The organism is Aquabacterium sp. T101, assembly GCF_057219775.1.
Genome location: NZ_JBXVVZ010000001.1, coordinates 190960 through 208326 on the forward strand (window position 1 = coordinate 190960; position 17367 = coordinate 208326).

The window sequence follows — 17367 nt, forward strand, 5'->3', positions numbered from 1 at the left end:
GGCCGGCAGGCGCGTGGCCGGCGCGGCGGGCTAGAGCACTTCGCTGGCGAAGTCGGCCAGGCGAGAGCGCTCGCCGCGCGCCAGCGTCAGGTGGCCGCTGTGCGGCCAGCCCTTGAAGCGGTCGACGGCGTAGGTCAGGCCCGAACTGCCCTCGGTGAGGTAAGGCGTGTCGATCTGCGCCAGGTTGCCCAGGCAGACGATCTTGGTGCCCGGGCCGGCGCGGGTGATCAGCGTCTTCATCTGCTTGGGCGTCAGGTTCTGCGCCTCGTCGATCAGCACGAACTTGTTCAGGAACGTGCGGCCGCGCATGAAGTTCAGGCTCTTGATCTTGATCTTGCTGCGCACCAGGTCGTTGGTGGCCGCGCGGCCCCATTCGCCGGCGCTGGTGTCGCTGCGTGCCAGCACCTCGAGGTTGTCGTCGAGCGCACCCATCCAGGGGCCCATCTTCTCTTCCTCGGTGCCGGGCAGGAAACCGATGTCCTCGCCCACCGGCACCGTGACGCGGGTGACGAGGATCTCGGCGTAGCGCCGGTCGTCGAGCACCTGCGACAGGCCCGCGGCCAGCGTCAGCAGCGTCTTGCCCGTGCCCGCGGTGCCGGTCAGGGTGACGAAGTCGCACTCCGGGTCCATCAGCAGGTTGAGCGCGAAGTTCTGCTCGCGGTTGCGCGCCGTCACGCCCCACACCGCGTTCTTCTGGTGCGTGTAGTCCTTCAGCGTCTTGAGCAGCGCGGTCTTGCCGGTGATCTCGGTGACGCGCGCGTACAGCGGCGCCGCGCCCGGTGTCTCCAGGAACACGAACTGGTTGACCATCAGGGCCGGCACCAGCGGGCCGGCGATGCGGTAGAAGGTGTGGCCCCCCTGCTGCCAGCTTTCCATGGTCTTGCCATGGCGTTCCCAGAAGTCGGCCGGCAGCGGCAGCACGCCGGTGTAGAGCAGGTCGCCGTCCTCGAGGGTCTTGTCGTTGAAGTAGTCCTCGGCGGCCAGGCCCAGCGCACGCGCCTTGACGCGCATGTTGATGTCCTTGGACACCAGCACCACCTCGCGGGCGGGCTGCTGCTCGCGCAGGTTCATCACCACGCCGAGGATCTGGTTGTCGGCCTTGCCCTGGGGCAGGCCCAGGCCGTCGAGCACCTTGGTGTCGATGAAGGAGGTCTGGAAGTACAGCTTGCCGCCGGCCTCGCGGTGGCCGGTCTTGGCCAGCGGGATGCCCTCGCGCGGATCGGCCAGGCCCTGCGCCGCCAGGCTGTCGAGCGCGCGGCTGACCTGGCGCACGTTGCGCGACACCTCGCTCATGCCCTTCTTGTGCCCGTCGAGTTCCTCGAGGGTGATCATGGGCAGGTAGATGTCGTGTTCCTCGAACCGGAACAGGCAGGTCGGGTCGTGCATCAGCACGTTGGTGTCGAGCACGAACAGCTTGGCCGGCCCGCTGCCGCGCGGCTTGCGCGGCTTCGGCTCGGCGGCGGCCCGGCGCGACGGCGCTGCGGCAGTCGCCGCGGCCTCGGGGGCGGCTGCCGGCGCGCGGGCCGCGGCCTTGGCCGGCGCGGCAGCGGCGGCATGGCTGTCGAACAGGTCGAGCACGCCCGGGCCGGCCTCGGGCTCGGCCGACCGGGCCGGGCGCGCCTCGCGGCGGGGGGTCTTGGGGGCAGCCTGGGATTCGAAGTCGGCGGGAGCGAGCAGGGCGGCCTTGCGGGCGGGGGGCTTCGGCAGGGGCATCGTCGGGTGGTGCGTGGACGGTTCAGAAGCAAGAAAGCCGCACGGCGGGCCGTGCGGCTTTCGTCAGGGCTGGGTCGGGCATCGACGCTCAGTCATGCGCGGATTATGGGGTGGCCCGGGCCGGTGCCGGGCCGCAGCTGTCGGCGGGGAGCCACAGGCGGCGCAAGGCGGGGGTTTGTCGTCAGGCTGCCTTCTTGAGCAGCTTCACGGCCTTGAGCACCTCGTCGACGTGCCCGGCGACCTTGATGCCGCGCCATTCGGCCCGCAGCACGCCGGTCGCGTCGATCAGGAAGGTGCTGCGCTCGATGCCCTTGACCTTCTTGCCGTACATGATCTTGTTCTTGACCACGCCGAACATGTGACAGAGCTTTTCCTCCGTGTCGGCGATCAGCTCGAACGGCAGCTCGAGGTTCTGCTTGAACTTCTCGTGCGAGGCCATGTTGTCGCGCGACACGCCGAGGATCAGCGCCCCGGCCTTGACGAAGTCCTTGTAGCGGTCGCGGAACTGCATCGCTTCGGTCGTGCAGCCCGGGGTGTGGTCCTTCGGATAGAAGTACAGCACCACGGCCTGACCGTGGAAGGTCTGCGGGCTGACCTTCAGGCCGCCGGTGGCAGCAGCCTCGAACTCGGGGAGGGGCTTGTTGATGGCGGGCGTCATGAGGTGCGGCTTGTGACTCTGGTGCCTGCGGCGGCAAGCGCAGCCTCGAATTATAAAGGCCCGCCTGCGACGACCTAGGGGGACGGCACAGGTGGGGGCCCGGCGCGCAACCTCAAGGGTGCGTCGCCACGGCGCCCGGCACCAGCAGAGCCGCCACGACGGAGCGCCCTTCGGAGGCCAGCACGTTGTAGGTGCGGCAGGCGGCACCGGTGTCCATCGTCTCGATGCCCACGCGCGCCTCGATCAGCGCGCGGTAGAGCGCCGCGGACACGAACTTCAACCGCGGGCCGCTGCCGAAGATCACCAGTTCGGGCTTCAGCGCCAGCACGGCGGCGAAATGCTCCGGCGTCAGCGCGTCCAGCCCGGACGGGCTCCAGGGGCGGACCTCGCCGCGCCAGGGCACGAGCAGGCTGCCCAGGTGGGCCGTGCCATTGACCCAGACCGCGTCGCTGTCGATGCGGGTGATGCTGTTGGTGCCGTCGAGGCTGTCGGGCTGGAACTTCATGGCGCGTGTGGTCAAATTCTAGTTTCCGCACCGCAGCAAGGCACGCCGTGAAGCCCGTCCTCAAGTCCAGCAAGCTCGCCAACGTCGGCTACGACATCCGCGGGCCCGTGCTCGACAAGGCCCGCCAGATGGAGGACGAGGGGCAGAAGATCATCAAGCTCAACATCGGCAACATCGCCGCGTTCGGGCTCGAGCCGCCGGACGAGATCGTGCAGGACATGATCCGCAACCTCGGCTCGCAGGTGGCGGCGGGCTACACCGACAGCAAGGGCCTGTTCGCTCCGCGCAAGGCGGTGGTGCACTACATGCAGGAAAAGCGCGTGCCCGGCGTGACGGTGGACGACGTCTACCTCGGCAACGGCGCCTCCGAGCTGATCGCGATGAGCATGAACGCGCTGCTCGATGCCGGCGACGAGGTGCTGATCCCGTCGCCCGACTATCCGCTCTACACCGCCGTGGTGTCGCTGTCCGGCGGCACGCCGGTGCACTACCGCTGCGACGAGGGCGCCGGCTGGCTGCCCGACCTGGACGACATCCGCGCCAAGGTGACGCCGCGCACCAAGGCCATCGTCGTCATCAACCCGAACAACCCCACCGGCGCGCTGTATCCCACCGCGCTGCTGCAGGAGATCGTCGAGATCGCGCGGACGAACCAGCTGATCGTGTTCGCCGACGAGATCTACGACAAGACGCTGTACGACGGCGCCACCCACACCAGCATCGCGTCGCTGGCCGACGACGTGCTCACCGTCACCTTCAACGGGCTGTCCAAGAACTACCGCTCCTGCGGCTACCGCGCCGGCTGGATGGTGGTGTCGGGCGACAAGCGCCATGCGCGCGACTACATCGAGGGGCTGAACATGCTCGCGTCGATGCGGCTGTGCGCCAACACCCCGGGCCAGCTCGCGATCCAGACCGCGCTCGGCGGCTACCAGAGCATCAAGGACCTGGTGGCGCCGGGCGGGCGGCTGTGCCGGCAGCGCGACCTGGCCTACGAGCTGCTCACGCAGATCCCCGGCGTCACCGTGGTCAAGCCTCAGGCGGCGCTGTACATGTTCCCGCGCCTGGACCCGCGCCTGTACCCGGTAGAGGACGACCAGCAGTTCGCCTACGAGCTGCTGGCCGAGGAGAAGGTGCTGATCGTGCAGGGCTCGGGCTTCAACGTGCCCGACAACCAGCACTTCCGCGTGGTGTTCCTGCCGCACACCGACGACCTCACCGAAGCCTTCGGGCGCATCGCCCGGTTCCTGGACCACTACCGCAAGAGACACAACCGATGAAACCCATCCAGGTCGGCCTGCTCGGCATCGGCACCGTCGGCTCGGGCACGTTCGCCGTGCTCGCCCGCAACCAGCAGGAGATCCTGCGCCGCGCCGGCCGCGGCATCGAGATCGCCATGGTGGCCGACCTCGACACCGCCCGGGCCGAGAAGATCGTCGGCGGGCGCGCGCGCGTGGTGTCCGACGCCCGTGCCGTGATCGCCGACCCGTCGATCGACATCGTGGTCGAGCTGATCGGCGGCTACGGCATCGCGCGCGAGCTGGTGCTCGCGGCCATCGCCGCCGGCAAGCACGTGGTCACGGCCAACAAGGCGCTGCTGGCGGTGCACGGCAACGAGATCTTCGCCGCCGCCCGCGAGCGCGGCGTGATGGTGGCGTTCGAGGCCGCGGTGGCCGGCGGCATCCCGATCATCAAGGCGCTGCGCGAGGGCCTCACCGCCAACCGCATCGAGTGGGTGGCCGGGATCATCAACGGCACCACCAACTTCATCCTGTCGGAGATGCGCTCCAAGGGGCTGGACTTCGCCACCGTGCTGAAGGAGGCGCAGCGCCTGGGCTATGCCGAGGCCGACCCCACCTTCGACATCGAGGGCGTGGACGCGGCCCACAAGGCCACCATCCTGTCGGCGATCGCCTTCGGCGTGCCGGTGCAGTTCGCCAAGGCCCATGTCGAGGGCATCACCAAGCTGCAGGCGGCCGACATCCGCTATGCCGAGCAGCTGGGCTACCGCATCAAGCTGCTGGGCATCACGCGGCGGCGCGACGGCGGCACGGGCGGCGGCGCGGCCGGCATCGAGCTGCGCGTGCATCCGACCCTGGTGCCGGCCAAGCGCCTGATCGCCAACGTCGAGGGCGCGATGAACGCGGTGGTGGTGCAGGGCGACGCGGTGGGCACCACGCTGTACTACGGCAAGGGCGCCGGCGCCGAGCCGACCGCCAGCGCCGTGGTGGCCGACCTGGTGGACATCACCCGCCTGGCCACCGCCGACCCGGACCACCGCGTGCCGCACCTCGCTTTCCAGCCCGACGCCATGGCCGACACGCCGATCCTGCCGATCGAGCAGGTCGTCACCGCCTTCTACCTGCGCCTCGTGGTGGCCGACGAGGCCGGCGTGCTGTCGCGCATCACCACCATCCTGGCCGAGCACGACATCTCCATCGACGCGGTGCTGCAGCGCGAGTCGGCCGAGGGCGAGCGCCAGACCGACCTGATCATCCTGACCCACGACACGGTGGAAGGCCGCATGCGCTCGGCGCTGGCCCGCATGCAGGCGCTGCCCACGGTGCTGGCGCCGATCGTGTCGCTGCGCAAGGAAGAGCTGGCCTGACGCGATGCGCTACCTGAGCACCCGCGGCGACGCCACGCCGCGTGCCTTCTGCGAGATCCTGCTGGAGGGCCTGGCGCCGGATGGCGGCCTGTACATGCCGGTGCGCTATCCGCAGCTGGACGCGGGCACGCTGTCCCGCTGGCGCGGCCTGGCCTACGCCGACCTCGCGTTCGAGGTGCTGTCGCTCTACATCGACGACATCCCGGCGGCGGACCTGCGCGCGCTGTGCCGCCGCGTCTACTCGAAGGCGGTGTTCGGCACCGACGCCATCACGCCGCTCAAGCCGCTGGGCGACGGGCTGGCACTGGTGGCCCTGTCCAACGGGCCGACGCTGGCCTTCAAGGACATGGCGATGCAACTGCTGGGCGCGCTGTTCGAGTACGAACTGGCACGCCGCGGCGAGACGCTCAACATCCTGGGCGCCACCTCGGGCGACACCGGCAGCGCGGCCGAGCACGCGATGCGCGGCAAGCGCGGCATCCGCGTCTTCATGCTGAGCCCGCACGGGCGCATGAGCCCCTTCCAGCAGGCGCAGATGTTCAGCCTGCAGGACGAGAACATCCACAACCTCGCGGTCGAGGGCGTGTTCGACGACTGCCAGGACATCGTCAAGGCGGTCGGCAACGACCTGGCCTTCAAGCGCCGGCACCGCATCGGCACGGTCAACTCGATCAACTGGGCGCGCCTGGTGGCCCAGGTCGTCTACTACGTGGCGGCCTGGCTGCAGGCGACGAAGTCCGACGACGAGGTGGTCGACTTCTGCGTGCCCTCGGGCAACTTCGGCAACATCTGCGCCGGCCACGTGGCGCGCTGCATGGGGCTGCCGATCGGCCGCCTGGTCTGCGCAACGAACGAGAACGACGTGCTCGACGAGTTCTTCCGCACCGGCGCCTACCGCCCGCGCGGCGCCGCCGAGACGCACGAGACGTCCAGCCCGTCGATGGACATCTCCAAGGCCAGCAACTTCGAGCGCTTCGTGTTCGACCTGCTCGGCCGCGACGGCGCCCGCGTCCGGTCGCTGTTCGAGCGCGGTGCGTTCGCGCTGGCACCGGACGAGTTCGCGCGCATCGCGCAGTACGGCTTCGCCTCGGGCCGCAGCACCCACGCCGACCGCCTGGCCACGATCCGGCACGCGTGGCAGGTGCATGGGGTCACGATCGACACCCACACCGCCGACGGCCTGAAGGTGGCGCTGGAGCGACGCCGCCCGGGTGTGCCGATGCTGGTGCTGGAGACCGCGTTGCCGGTCAAGTTCGCGGCCACGATCCGCGAGGCGCTCGGTCGTGACCCGGAGCGGCCGCCGGCGTTCGACGGCATCGAGTCGCTGCCCAAGCGCTTCACCGTCGTGCCGGCGGACGCGGACGCCGTCAAGCGTTACATCGAGTCCCATGTCTGACGCCAAGCCGGCGCTGCTGAGCCTGGACGACGTGCTGGCGCGGCTGGTGGCTGGCGCCCGCGCGGCGGCCATCGCCGAGCACGAGACGGTGGCCACCTTCGACGCCCTCGGCCGCGTGCTGGCGCAGGACGTGCTGTCCGAGATCGACGTGCCGCCGCAGGACAACAGCTCGATGGACGGCTATGCCGTGCGGGCGGCCGACGTGGCCGCCGCGGGCGCGCTGCTGCCGCTGTCGCAGCGCATCGCCGCCGGCCATGTCGGCACGCCGCTGGCGCCGGGCAGCGCCGCGCGCATCTTCACCGGCGCCCAGGTGCCGCCCGGTGCCGACGCGGTCGTGATGCAGGAACAGTGCGCGCCGCAGGACGGCGGCCGCGTGCGCATCGATGCCGTGCCGCAGCCGGGGCAGTGGATCCGCCGCCGCGGCGAGGACGTGCGCGCCGGCGCCGTGGTGCTGCGTCGCGGCACCCGGCTCACGCCGCAGGCGATGGGCCTGGCTGCCACCGTCGGCGCCGCGGCGCTCCCGGTGTGCCGGCGTCCGCGCGTGGCCCTGTTCTCCACCGGCGACGAACTCGTGATGCCGGGCACCGTGGCGCCCGAGGCGCTGCCGCCGGGCGCCATCTACAACTCCAACCGGTTCACGCTGCGCGGGCTGCTGCAGGCCGTCGGCTGCGAGGTGCAGGACCTGGGCATCGTGCCGGACCGCCTGGACGCCACCCGCGACGCGCTGCGCCGCGCCGCGCAGCACAACGACCTCATCCTCACGTCGGGCGGCGTGTCGGTCGGCGAGGAGGACCACATCCGCCCGGCGGTGGCGGCCGAGGGCCGGGTCGACCTGTGGCAGGTGGCGATGAAGCCAGGCAAGCCGCTGGCGTTCGGCGCGCTGCCCCGTCCCGACGGGCGCGAGGCGCTGTTCATGGGCCTGCCGGGCAACCCGGTGTCGAGCTTCGTCACCTTCCTGCTGGCTGTCGCGCCGGTGCTGCGCGCGCTGCAGGGCGCCGACGCGTCGCTGCCGGCGCCGCTGTCGATGCGGGCCGACTTCGACCTGCCGCGGCCGGACCGGCGGCGCGAGTTCCTGCGCGTGCGCCGCAACGACGCCGGCGGCCTGGACCTGTTCGCCAACCAGAGCTCCGGCGTGCTGACTTCGGCCGTCTGGGCCGATGGCCTGGTGGACAACCCTGCCGGGCAGGGGATTTCGCGTGGCGATACGGTACGCTTCCTGCCCATGGAGCTTCTGGTCGGCCGATGACGATCCGTCTGCGCTACTTCGCGTCGCTGCGCGAGGCTTTCGGGCCCGGCGAAGCGCTGGAGGTGTCGGCGCCGGTCACCGCCGGCGAGGTGCGCGACCACCTGATCGCGCGCGGCGGCGCCCATGCCGAGCTGCTGGCCCGGCATCGCGCCGTGCGCTGCGCGGTGGACCAGGTCATGGCCGACGATCACACGCCCGTGCCACCGGGCGCCGAACTCGCGTTCTTTCCGCCGGTCACCGGCGGCTGACCGGCGGGTCCGCATGGCCACCACGCCGCTGCCGTTCCCGCACAAGCCCTCGGGCCCGGTGGGCCCCGGGGCGCCGCTGCCCGTGGGCGCCATGGTGGCGCACCTGACCATCGAGCGGGTGCTGCACGAAGGCGATCACCACATGGTGTACCTGGCGCGGGACCCGTCCGGCGAGGCGCTCGCGCTGATGGAGTACTTCCCGCGCAGCATCGCGCTGCGCCAGCCCGACGGCACGATCCGGGCGCGCCAGCCCGGCGACGCGATCGCCATGTCGGTCGGGCGCGAGGCCTTCGTGGCCGACGCCAACACGCTGGAGCGGGTGCGGCATCCGGGGCTGGTGCGCGTGCTGGGCTCGCTGCAGGCGCATCGCACCGTCTATCGCGCCATGCCCTACATCGACGGGCCGACGCTGCAGCAGCAGATCGCCGGCCAGGGCCCGGCGCCGTCGGTGCAGGCCGTGGTGCGCCTGCTCGACCAGCTGCTCGACGCGCTGGAGGCCCTGCACAACGCGGGCGTGGTGCACGGCTGCGTCCGGCCGGACCAGATCCTGGTGGCCACCGGCGGCACCGTGGTGCTGCTGGGCATGGGCAGCGCCGGGGCCGAGATCGCGGGCCACGAGCCCGGGCCCTGGTCCGCACCCGAGCAGTCCGCGATGTCACGCCACGACCGCATCAACACTGCGACGGACCTGTACATGGCGGCCCTGACGGCTTGGAGCTTCGCTGCGGGCAAGCCGCCGCCGGCCCTGCGCGACCGCCTCGCGGCGCCGCAGGACTGGCGCCCGCTGGAGGCCCTGGACACCCTGCCGGACGGGCCGGGCGCCGCGCCCGGCCTGCGCCAGCGGCTGGCCGAGGCCCTGTCGGCCTGCCTGGCCACGCGCCCCGCCGACCGGCCGCAGCGCGTGAGCGACCTGCGCGCGCTGCTGCACCCGGGGATGGTGGACGCGGGCTTCGAGCCGTCGGGTGCGGTGCCGCTATGGGTCGGCGTGATGCCCGACCGGGACAGCCAATGGCAGGTGCTCGAGCAGGAGCTGGCCCGCGGCCCGCGGCTGTCGCCGGGCAGTGCCTCCGGCCTGTCCGCGTCCGCCCACGCCACGGACGCGCGGATCAGCGCGGTGATCCGCGCCCGGGACAGCGCCGAGCCCGAGCCCGCGATGCCGCCGTCGCGGTGGGCGTGGATCGTCGGCGCGACGCTGCTGCTGGTCACGGGCGCGCTGCTGATCACGCTGCTCGTGCGCCAGAGCGCCACCAAGCGCGACCTGTCCCGGTTCGACGTGACCGACGCCTTGCCGGCGCCGCCGCCGGCGTCGGGCGCCGCATCGGCAGCGGCCCCGCCGGGCACGGCCTGTGCCGGCCTGGCGCAGGCCGAGCTGCGGCAATGCCTGCAGCGGCAGTGCGACCAGCCCGCCTGGCGCGAACACGCCCAGTGCGTCAACCTGCGACGCCAGGGAGACATCCAGTGACGGCGCCGCAGCCCCGCGTGCGCATCGAAGCGGCCGACTTCGATGTCGGCCTGGAGATCGCCGCCCTGCGCGGCGCGGATCCGCGCGTGGGTGCCGTGGCCAGCTTCGTGGGCACCGTGCGCGACCGCAGCGGCCAGGGACCGGCCGACACCACCCGGATGGAGCTCGAGCACTATCCGGGCATGACCGAGCGCGCGATCGAGTCGATGATCGATGAGGCCTGCGGGCGCTTCCGCATCCTCGGTGCGCGGGTCGTGCACCGCGTCGGCAGCCTGGCACCGGGCGACCAGATCGTGCTGGTGGTGGTGACTTCGGCGCACCGGCACGACGCCTTCGCGGCCTGCGAGTTCCTGATGGATTACCTCAAGACCCAGGCACCGTTCTGGAAGAAGGAGCACCGCCCCGACGGCACGGCGCAATGGGTCGACGCGCGGGTCAGCGACGACGATGCCCTGGCGCGCTGGGGCCTGGCCAGCCGCAACGCGGCCCACGGGGCGTGAGCGCCGCCGCGCTGCCGCTCGGTCCCGCGCTGGCGGCGGTCTTCGTCGGTGCCGGGGCCGGGGCCTGCCTGCGCCTGCTGCTCAACGAGACCCTCAACGCCCGGTGGCCGTCGATGCCGCTGGGCACGCTGGCGGCCAACCTGATCGGCGGCTACCTGGTCGGCGTCGCGATCGCGTTCTTCGCGTGGCGCACCGAGCTGTCGCCGCTGTGGCGCACGCTCGCGGTCACCGGCTTCCTCGGCGGCCTGACCACCTTCTCGGCCTTCTCGGCCGAGGTCGTCGGCGCGCTGATGCGGGGCCAGCCCGGGTGGGCGCTGGCCACGGCCGCCGCCCATCTGCTGGGCTCGCTGGCGCTGACCGGGCTGGGCATCGTCACCATGCGCTGGCTCGTCGCGTGACCTTTTTGCCCCCCTGCCTGGGGCAGGCCGCGATACCGACGACGACACGGGGCTCGCCTATAGTGCGCGCGTGAGCAACGCCGATACCCCAGCCGCAGGCGCCGGCCTCGACGCGCGGACCCTGCGCACCGCCCTCGGCGGATTCACCACCGGGGTCACCCTGGTCACCTGCCGCGCCGCCGACGGCGCCGCGGTGGGCCTGACGGTCAACTCGTTCAATGCCCTGTCGCTGGACCCTCCGCTGGTGCTGTGGTCGCTGCGGCTGGCCAGTCCCAGCCTGGCCGCGTTCGACGCCGCCGGCCACTTCGCGATCAACGTGCTGGCCGAAGGCCAGGTCGAGCTGTCGCGCCGCTTCGCATCGCCCGTGCCGGGCAAGTTCGACGACGGCGAGTGGCTCGACGGCGTCGGCCGGCTGCCCGTGCTGGTGGGCAGCACGGCCACCTTCGAGTGCGAGCGCGTCTCGCACCAGGACGCCGGCGACCATCGTCTCTACATCGGCCGGGTGCTGCGCGTGCAGTCGCAGTCCGTGCCGCCGCTGGTCTATCACCGGGGGCACTACCACCTGCTCGGGGAGGTGCTGTGACCGGCGCGGGCATCGAGGCCCGCTGGCTCGCGGCCTTCGTCGACGTGCTCGGCCGCTGCGGCGTGAAGGCCGGCGACGCCTGCGCGGTGCTGGCCGAAAGCCAGTCGCGCCCGGTGCTGGTGCAGCTGGCCACGCTGGCGCTGCAGCAGCTCGGCGCCCGCTGCTTCACGCTGACGGTGCCCACGCCGCCGGTCACGACGCCGGTGCCGGTGCGCTCCACCGGGGCGTCGGCGGCGCTGGGCGGGCAGGGCCCGGCGGTGGCGGCCCTGGCGGGCTGCACGCTGGTCGTGGACTGCACCGTCGAGGGTCTTCAGCACGCGGCGGAGCTGCCCGCCATCCTGGCTGGTGGGGCGCGCGTGCTGGTGGTCAGCAACGAGCATCCGGAGATCCTCGAGCGCTGCGTGCCGCGCGCCGAGGACGAAGCCGCCGCGCGCGACGCGATGCGCCGGCTGCGCGCCGCGCGCCGCATGACGGTCACCTCGTCCGCCGGCACCGCGCTGCAGGTGGACCTGGCCGGCGCCCGCGTCGGCGGCGTGTGGGGCTTCACCGCGAAGCCGGGCACGCTGAGCCACTGGCCCGGCGGCCTGGTGCTGGCGTTCCCCGCCACGGGCACGGTGCGCGGGACCCTGGTGCTCGACCGCGGCGATGTCAATCTGACCTTCAAGCGCTATCTCGAATCGCCGGTGCGGCTGACGATCGAGGACGACCACGTGACGCAGATCGCGGGCGACGGCGTCGACGCCGAGCTGATGCGGTCGCAGTTCGCCGCCTGGGGCGACCGCTCGGCCTATGCCGTGTCGCATGTCGGCTGGGGCCTGAACCCCCGCGCGCGCTGGGATGCCATGGCCTTCTACGACAAGGCGGACTTCAACGGCACGGAACTGCGCGCATTTGCCGGTAACTTCCTCTACTCGACCGGCGCCAACGAAGTCGCCGGCCGTCACACGCCGGGCCACTTCGACCTGCCGCTGTGCGGCTGCACGGTCGAGCTCGATGGCCAGGCCGTGGTGCGCGACGGCGTGCTGATGTAGTCATGGTCCGGCTGGTCCGTGACGCGCCGCTGGCCCACCTGTGGTGGGAGCCGGCGCCTTCGGCCGGGCGCGCCCGCAACGTCGTGCTGCTGCACGGCGTCGGCGGCGGTCGCGAGTCCTGGGGCGACGCCCTGTCGGGCACCGGCGCGGCGCTGGCGCAGGCCGGCTTCGGGGTCGCCGCGGTGGACCTGCCCGGCTACGGCGACTCGCCGCGGATCGAGCCCTACGACCTGCCGCACATGGCCCGGGCCGTCGCCGCGCTGATCGACCACCTGGGGGCCGCGCCGGTGGCCCTGGTCGGGCACAGCATGGGCGGCATGGTGGCGCAGGAGCTGATGGCGCGCGCCCCCGGCCGCGTGGCGGCGCTGGTGCTGATGGCCACGTCGCCGGCCTTCGGGCGGCCGGGCGGCGCCTGGCAGCGCGAGTTCCTGGCGCAGCGCCTGGCGCCGCTGGACGCGGGGCAGGGCATGGCCCGCCTGGCGCCGGGGCTGGTGGCGGGCATGGCGGCGCCGGGGGCGCCGCACGACGCGGTGGCGCGGGCCGCCCTGCTGATGGCCAGCGTGCCCGAAGCCACCTACCGGGTGGCCCTGGCCGCCATCGCCGGCTTCGACCGCCGCGACACCCTGGGCACCCTGGCCCTGCCGGTGCTGTGCCTGGCCGGGGAGCACGACCGCAATGCCCCGCCGGCCGTGATGGCGCAAATGGCCGCGCGCATCCCCGGCGCGGAGTACCGTTGCATCCCCGGCCTGGGGCACCTGGCCCACATGGAAGCGCCCCAGGCGGTGAACCCCGTGCTGGTGGACTTCCTGCAACGACGATTCGAGTGAGACGACGCCCATGACCACTGCCTCGAGCCCCGTGGCGCACATCGCCGGCAACCCGGCCACGCTGACCGCGCAGCAGCGCGATTTGATCGAGCGCGCCGCCTCGCTCGGCCGCGACAAGTTCGCGCCCCGCGCCGAGCGCTGGGACCGCGAGGCGAGCTTTCCGCACGAGAACTACGCCGACCTGCGCGAGGCCGGGCTGCTGGGCATCTGCGTGCCGCGCGAGCACGGCGGGCTGGGGGCGGACTTCGCCACCTACGTGATGGTGGCCGCCGAACTCGGCCGGCACTGCGGATCCACCGCGCTGTCGTTCAACATGCACGTGTGCTCCACGATGTGGGCCGGCTTCATCGCCGACGCGCTGGACATGTCGCGAGAGCAGCGCCAGGACCACGAGCGCATCCGCGCGATCCACTTCGAGCGCGTCGTGCGCGACGGCCGCGTCTATTCGCAGCCGTTCTCCGAGGGTGGCGCGGCGGCGGCGGGCAAGGCGCCCTGGGGCACGCGCGCGCTCAAGGTCGACGGCGGCTACCGCGTCACCGGGCGCAAGATCTTCGCGTCGCTGTCCGGCGCGGCCGACTACTATGGCGTGCTGTGCACGCGCGAGCGCCGCTCGGTCGACCGCAACGACGGCAGCGCCGGCGGCACGGTGCGCGACTCGCTGTATCTCGCGGTGCCGGCCGACGCGCCCGGCGTCACCGTCAGCGGCGACTGGGACCCGCTGGGCATGCGCGGCACGGTGAGCCGCACGCTCACCTTCGAGGACGTGTTCGTGCCGGACGAGGCGCGCCTCATGCCCGAGGGGCTCTACTTCCAGGCGGCGTCGCGCTACCCGCACATGTTCGCCACGCTGTCGCCCACCTACATGGGCATCGCGCAGGCGGCCTACGACTTCACCGTGAGCTACCTGCGCGGCGAGGTGCCGGGCATGCCGCCGGTCAAGCGCCGCATGTACCCGACCAAGCAGATCGCCGTGGCGCAGATGCGCATCACGCTGGAGCAGACGCGCGCGCTGTTCCTGCAGTCGGCGCGCGAGGCGCGGGTGGACCCGGACAAGGACACGCGCATGCGCCTGTACGCCGCGCACTATTCGATCATGGAGAACGCCAACGCCCTGTGCGCGCTGGCGATCCGCACCTGCGGCGGCCAGTCGATGCTGAAGTCGCTGCCGCTGGAGCGGCTGTACCGCGACTCGCGCTGCGGCTCGCTGATGCTGCCCTGGACCGCCGAGCTGTGCGTGGACCGGCTCGGCCGCGAGTGCCTGTACGAGTCGGGCGAGCGGGACGAGGCGCTGGAACAGTGACCCCCCCCCGAAGCGCCTCCGGCGCCTCCCCCCCGGGGGGGCAGCGCCAGCGGGCCGGCGGAGCCGGACCCGCGGCGCTTGCTGGGTCAGCGCCGCGTGCGGTTCGCGTGGCTCGGGTCTGACAGGGGCCGGGCATGCGGCTGGACCTGCGTCTGCCACGGGGATCCGGGGTTGCGCTCGACGACGGGCGGCGCGGCTGGACCTACGACGAGCTGCATGCGGGTGCGCACGCGGCGGCGCAGCGGCTGGCGGGGCAGGGCGTCGGGCCGGGCGACGCCTACGGCTGGCTCGGGCTGAACAGCGCCGCGATGCTGATGGCGCTGCTGGCCTGCTCTCGCCTGGGGGCCCGTTTCGTGCCGCTGAACTGGCGCCTGGCCGCGCCCGAGCTGCGCCAGCTCGCCACTCACGCCGGCCTGGTGGCCTGGCATGCCGACGCCGGGTTCGACGCGCTGGACGGGCTGACGCCTGCGCCGGCCGGCCCGGGCCGTGCCGACGCCGACGCCGACGCCGACGCCGACGCGGCGGACGACCTGCTGCTGGCCTACACCTCGGGCACGACGGGGCAGCCGCGCGGCGCGCTGCACACCCACGCGGCGATGCGGGCGAACATCGACGCCGCCATCGACGCCCAGGGCTTCGATCGCGCCACGCGCACGCTGGCCGTGCTGCCGCTGTTCCACGTCGGCGGGCTGTGCATCCAGGTGCTGCCCACGCTGGCCGCCGGTGGCACGGTGCGGCTGCAGCCGCGCTTCGACGCGGCAGCCTGGTTCGACGATGTGGCCACCTGGCGCCCGACGACCAGCCTGCTGGTGCCGGCCACGATGCAGGCCCTGGTGGAGCATCCGCGCTGGGCCGGTGCCGACCTGTCGTCGCTGGCCTTCGTCAACAGCGGCTCGCAGATCGTGCCGCGGGCGCTGATCGACGCCTTCCATGCGCGCGGCGTGCCGGTTTGTCAGGTGTACGGCGCCACCGAGACCGGCCCGGTCACGCTGGTGCTGCGCCCGTCCGAGGCGTTGGCGCACGCCGGCAGCGTGGGCCGGCCGGCACTCGGCGTGCAGGTGCGGCTGGGCGAGCAGGGCGACGCCACCGAGGGCGAGATCCAGGTGCGCGCGCCCAACCTGGCGCGCGGCTACCACCGGCTGCCCGGCGATGCGGCGTTTGCCGGCGGCTGGTTCCGCACCGGCGATCTGGCCCGGGTGGACGGGCAGGGGTGGTACACGGTGGTCGGCCGCTCCAAGGAACTGATCATTTCCGGGGGCGAGAACATCCATCCGGCCGAGATCGAGCAGGTGGCGATGGGCGACCCGGCAGTGGCCGAGGCGGCCGTGGTGGGCCTGCCCGACGAGCGCTGGGGCGAGGTGCCGGTGCTGGCCGTGGTGCCGCGGCCCGGTGCCACCGTCGACGCCGACGCCCTGCGCCAGCGGTTCCAGGCCGCGCTGGCGCGGTTCAAGCATCCGCGACGGATCGTCGTGCTCGACGCGCTGCCCAGGACCGCGCTGGGCAAGGTGCAGCGCTCGCTGCTGGCGCGCCGCTTGGGCGGGGCGGAATGAGGGACGGCGCCACGCGGGCCGCGGCCCCGCCCGAGGCGCTGCACCCGCCCGGCGCCGTGTCGCGCCGCGCGCTGGTGCAGGGGCTGGCCGCGCTGGCGGGGCTGGGCTGGGGCACGGCACGCGGCGGGCCGGTCGGCGCCGAGGCCTTGCCGCCCGGCCTGATGGCCGACTTCGATCCGGTGCGAGCGGTGTGGGTCGGTGCCGGCGGCGGGCACGACGTGCTGACGGCCGGGTTGGTCCGCGCGCTGAAGGGCCACGCGAGGATCGTCGTCATGGTGCCCGACCCGGTGCGTGCGATCGATCCCTCGGCCAGCGTGGTCGTCGAGCCCGGCGCCACCTTCTTCCTGCGCGACGTGGCGGTGTTCACGCGCGAGCCCGACGGCGGGCCCGGCATCGTCGACTTCGGTGCCAGTCAGTACGGCGCCGCGTCCTGGTGCCTGAAGCGGCATGCCGCGGGCGCCGAGCGCGACCACTGCGTGGCCCACGCCGCGCGGGCCTCCGCCGAACGCGACGGGCTGGACCGCGCCATCGCGCGCCACCTCGGCGCCCCGGTGCATCGCACGGCGCTGGCGATGGAAGGCGGTGGGGTCGAGGCCAACGGCCGCGGCCTGCTGCTGGCGAATGCGGCGCTGTGGCGGTCGCGCCATCCGGGCTGGTCGATCGACCGCATCGGGAACGAACTGCGGCGCCTGCCGGGCATCTCGCGCGTGGTGTGGCTGCCGTCCGGCCTGGCCGAGGACGTGCTGCTGCGCGGCACCATCGCCGGCGCCCATGTCGCCTGGGGCTCCGGCGGCCACACCGACCAGTTCGTGCGCTTCGCCGACGAGCGCACCGTGCTGCTGGCCTGGCCCGACGACGCGGACGTGGCGGCGCATCCGGTGGCGCGCCTGACGCGGCAGGCGATGCAGCGCAACTACGCGGTGCTGGCCGCGGCCACCGACACGCGCGGTCGGCGCTTGCGCATCGTCAAGGTGCCCACGCCGAAGATCGTGCAACGTCGGGTCGTGCTGGACGACGACGCCGACCGCGAGCGCTCAGAAGCTTGGCGCTCCGACTACTTTGCGCCCGGCGAAGGCCGCCGTCACGGCCAGGCGCTGTGGCAGGTGGCCACCGCGAGCTACCTGAACTTCGTCGTGGCCAACGGCGTGGTGGTGCTGCCCGACTACCGCCCGCACGGCACGCCGCCACAGCACCAGGAGCGCGTGCGCCGCGTGGTGGCTGGCGCCTTCCCGGGGCGGCGCGTCGAGTTCGTCGACGCCATCAGCGCCAACTGGGTCGGCGGCGGCCTGCATTGCGCTACCTTGTCACAGCCCTGAACGTGGCGACTTGAAAGCCGGGGGGC

General features: G+C 72.9%; 17 protein-coding genes. 14 read left to right on the forward strand and 3 right to left on the reverse strand.

What is annotated here, in order from left to right; genetic code table 11:
• Window positions 1–30: 30 nt before the first annotated feature.
• The 3 genes from AC2EAQ_RS00875 to AC2EAQ_RS00885 form a co-directional block, all read right to left on the reverse strand.
• Entirely contained in the window at window positions 31–1713 is a 1683-nt protein-coding gene (locus AC2EAQ_RS00875) for a PhoH family protein (protein WP_484639787.1), read from the reverse strand.
• A 181-nt stretch (window positions 1714–1894) separates the two neighbouring features.
• Window positions 1895–2371, reverse strand: coding sequence for a peroxiredoxin (locus AC2EAQ_RS00880; RefSeq protein ID WP_484639788.1), 477 nt, complete (start codon window positions 2369–2371; stop codon window positions 1895–1897).
• A gap of 112 nt (window positions 2372–2483) precedes the next feature.
• On the reverse strand, window positions 2484–2876 hold the full coding sequence (locus tag AC2EAQ_RS00885) for an Mth938-like domain-containing protein (protein WP_484639790.1): 393 nt from the start codon (window positions 2874–2876) through the stop codon (window positions 2484–2486).
• Window positions 2877–2923: 47 nt separating this feature from the next.
• Here AC2EAQ_RS00885 and AC2EAQ_RS00890 point away from each other — a divergent pair, with 47 nt between their 5' ends.
• The 14 genes from AC2EAQ_RS00890 to AC2EAQ_RS00955 all read left to right on the forward strand — a co-directional run bounded on the left by AC2EAQ_RS00890 (window position 2924) and on the right by AC2EAQ_RS00955 (window position 17341).
• Window positions 2924–4156 carry a pyridoxal phosphate-dependent aminotransferase gene (locus AC2EAQ_RS00890; RefSeq protein WP_484639791.1) on the forward strand — a complete coding sequence of 411 codons (1233 nt, stop codon included), beginning with the start codon at window positions 2924–2926 and terminating at the stop codon, window positions 4154–4156.
• On the forward strand, window positions 4153–5484 hold the full coding sequence (locus AC2EAQ_RS00895; RefSeq protein ID WP_484639792.1) for a homoserine dehydrogenase: 1332 nt from the start codon (window positions 4153–4155) through the stop codon (window positions 5482–5484). The genes AC2EAQ_RS00890 and AC2EAQ_RS00895 overlap by 4 nt, the downstream gene beginning before the upstream one ends.
• A 4-nt stretch (window positions 5485–5488) precedes the next feature.
• Window positions 5489–6880, forward strand: coding sequence for a threonine synthase (gene thrC, locus AC2EAQ_RS00900; RefSeq protein ID WP_484639793.1), 1392 nt, complete (start codon window positions 5489–5491; stop codon window positions 6878–6880).
• Window positions 6873–8126, forward strand: a complete 1254-nt coding sequence (locus AC2EAQ_RS00905; protein ID WP_484639794.1) for a molybdopterin molybdotransferase MoeA — start codon at window positions 6873–6875, stop codon at window positions 8124–8126. The genes thrC and AC2EAQ_RS00905 overlap by 8 nt, the downstream gene beginning before the upstream one ends.
• Window positions 8123–8374, forward strand: a complete 252-nt coding sequence (locus tag AC2EAQ_RS00910; RefSeq protein ID WP_484639796.1) for a MoaD/ThiS family protein — start codon at window positions 8123–8125, stop codon at window positions 8372–8374. Before AC2EAQ_RS00905 ends, AC2EAQ_RS00910 begins: the two co-directional genes overlap by 4 nt.
• Window positions 8375–8387: 13 nt before the next feature.
• Window positions 8388–9836: a serine/threonine protein kinase gene (locus AC2EAQ_RS00915; RefSeq protein WP_484639797.1), complete on the forward strand. Its 1449-nt coding sequence runs from the start codon at window positions 8388–8390 to the stop codon at window positions 9834–9836.
• Window positions 9833–10336 (forward strand): molybdenum cofactor biosynthesis protein MoaE, encoded by a 504-nt coding sequence (locus AC2EAQ_RS00920; protein ID WP_484639798.1) that lies wholly within the window; start codon window positions 9833–9835, stop codon window positions 10334–10336. The genes AC2EAQ_RS00915 and AC2EAQ_RS00920 overlap by 4 nt, the downstream gene beginning before the upstream one ends.
• Window positions 10333–10734 (forward strand): fluoride efflux transporter CrcB, encoded by a 402-nt coding sequence (crcB, locus tag AC2EAQ_RS00925; RefSeq protein ID WP_484639799.1) that lies wholly within the window; start codon window positions 10333–10335, stop codon window positions 10732–10734. The genes AC2EAQ_RS00920 and crcB overlap by 4 nt, the downstream gene beginning before the upstream one ends.
• Before the next feature lie 70 nt (window positions 10735–10804).
• A complete protein-coding gene (locus tag AC2EAQ_RS00930) occupies window positions 10805–11317 on the forward strand; it encodes a flavin reductase family protein (protein WP_484639800.1) in 513 nt (170 codons plus the stop codon).
• Window positions 11314–12348 carry a 2,5-dihydroxypyridine 5,6-dioxygenase NicX family protein gene (locus tag AC2EAQ_RS00935; RefSeq protein WP_484639801.1) on the forward strand — a complete coding sequence of 345 codons (1035 nt, stop codon included), beginning with the start codon at window positions 11314–11316 and terminating at the stop codon, window positions 12346–12348. Before AC2EAQ_RS00930 ends, AC2EAQ_RS00935 begins: the two co-directional genes overlap by 4 nt.
• 2 nt (window positions 12349–12350) lie before the next feature.
• On the forward strand, window positions 12351–13175 hold the full coding sequence (locus tag AC2EAQ_RS00940; RefSeq protein ID WP_484639802.1) for an alpha/beta fold hydrolase: 825 nt from the start codon (window positions 12351–12353) through the stop codon (window positions 13173–13175).
• 10 nt (window positions 13176–13185) lie between these two features.
• Window positions 13186–14475, forward strand: a complete 1290-nt coding sequence (locus AC2EAQ_RS00945; RefSeq protein WP_484639803.1) for an acyl-CoA dehydrogenase family protein — start codon at window positions 13186–13188, stop codon at window positions 14473–14475.
• Between the two features lie 134 nt (window positions 14476–14609).
• A complete protein-coding gene (locus AC2EAQ_RS00950) occupies window positions 14610–16025 on the forward strand; it encodes a class I adenylate-forming enzyme family protein (RefSeq protein ID WP_484639804.1) in 1416 nt (471 codons plus the stop codon).
• A complete protein-coding gene (locus AC2EAQ_RS00955) occupies window positions 16022–17341 on the forward strand; it encodes an agmatine deiminase family protein (RefSeq protein WP_484639805.1) in 1320 nt (439 codons plus the stop codon). The genes AC2EAQ_RS00950 and AC2EAQ_RS00955 overlap by 4 nt, the downstream gene beginning before the upstream one ends.
• The last annotated feature ends 26 nt before the right edge of the window (window positions 17342–17367 follow it).